The 212-nt window shown below is 41.5% G+C and carries 1 protein-coding gene; it reads right to left on the bottom strand.

From position 1 onward, the window contains the following. A partial coding sequence (locus B4U49_RS19525) for a DUF3592 domain-containing protein (RefSeq protein ID WP_420811450.1) occupies positions 1-212 on the bottom strand: 212 nt, incomplete at both ends.

Here is a 212-nt window from a genome sequence, read left to right as displayed (position 1 = left end):
CAGATACCAGCCTGAACGAGCACTCTTGAATCAAGACTTCCCATTTCTAAGACAGCGTATCTCGGATTCAAGGAATCAAAATACACTGTAACCTTTTTCCCTTCCGGGAATTTTCTCAATACTTTTCGAGAGTATCTAGAGCCGGAAGCGCTATAGCTCACTTTACTTGAAGTGTATGTATAGCCGTTGACTACATACTCATATTCAACGTC

It is taken from the genome of Microbulbifer mangrovi (assembly GCF_002009015.1).
GTDB lineage: Bacteria > Pseudomonadota > Gammaproteobacteria > Pseudomonadales > Cellvibrionaceae > Microbulbifer > Microbulbifer mangrovi.
This window is presented reverse-complemented; position numbering and strand designations above follow the sequence as displayed.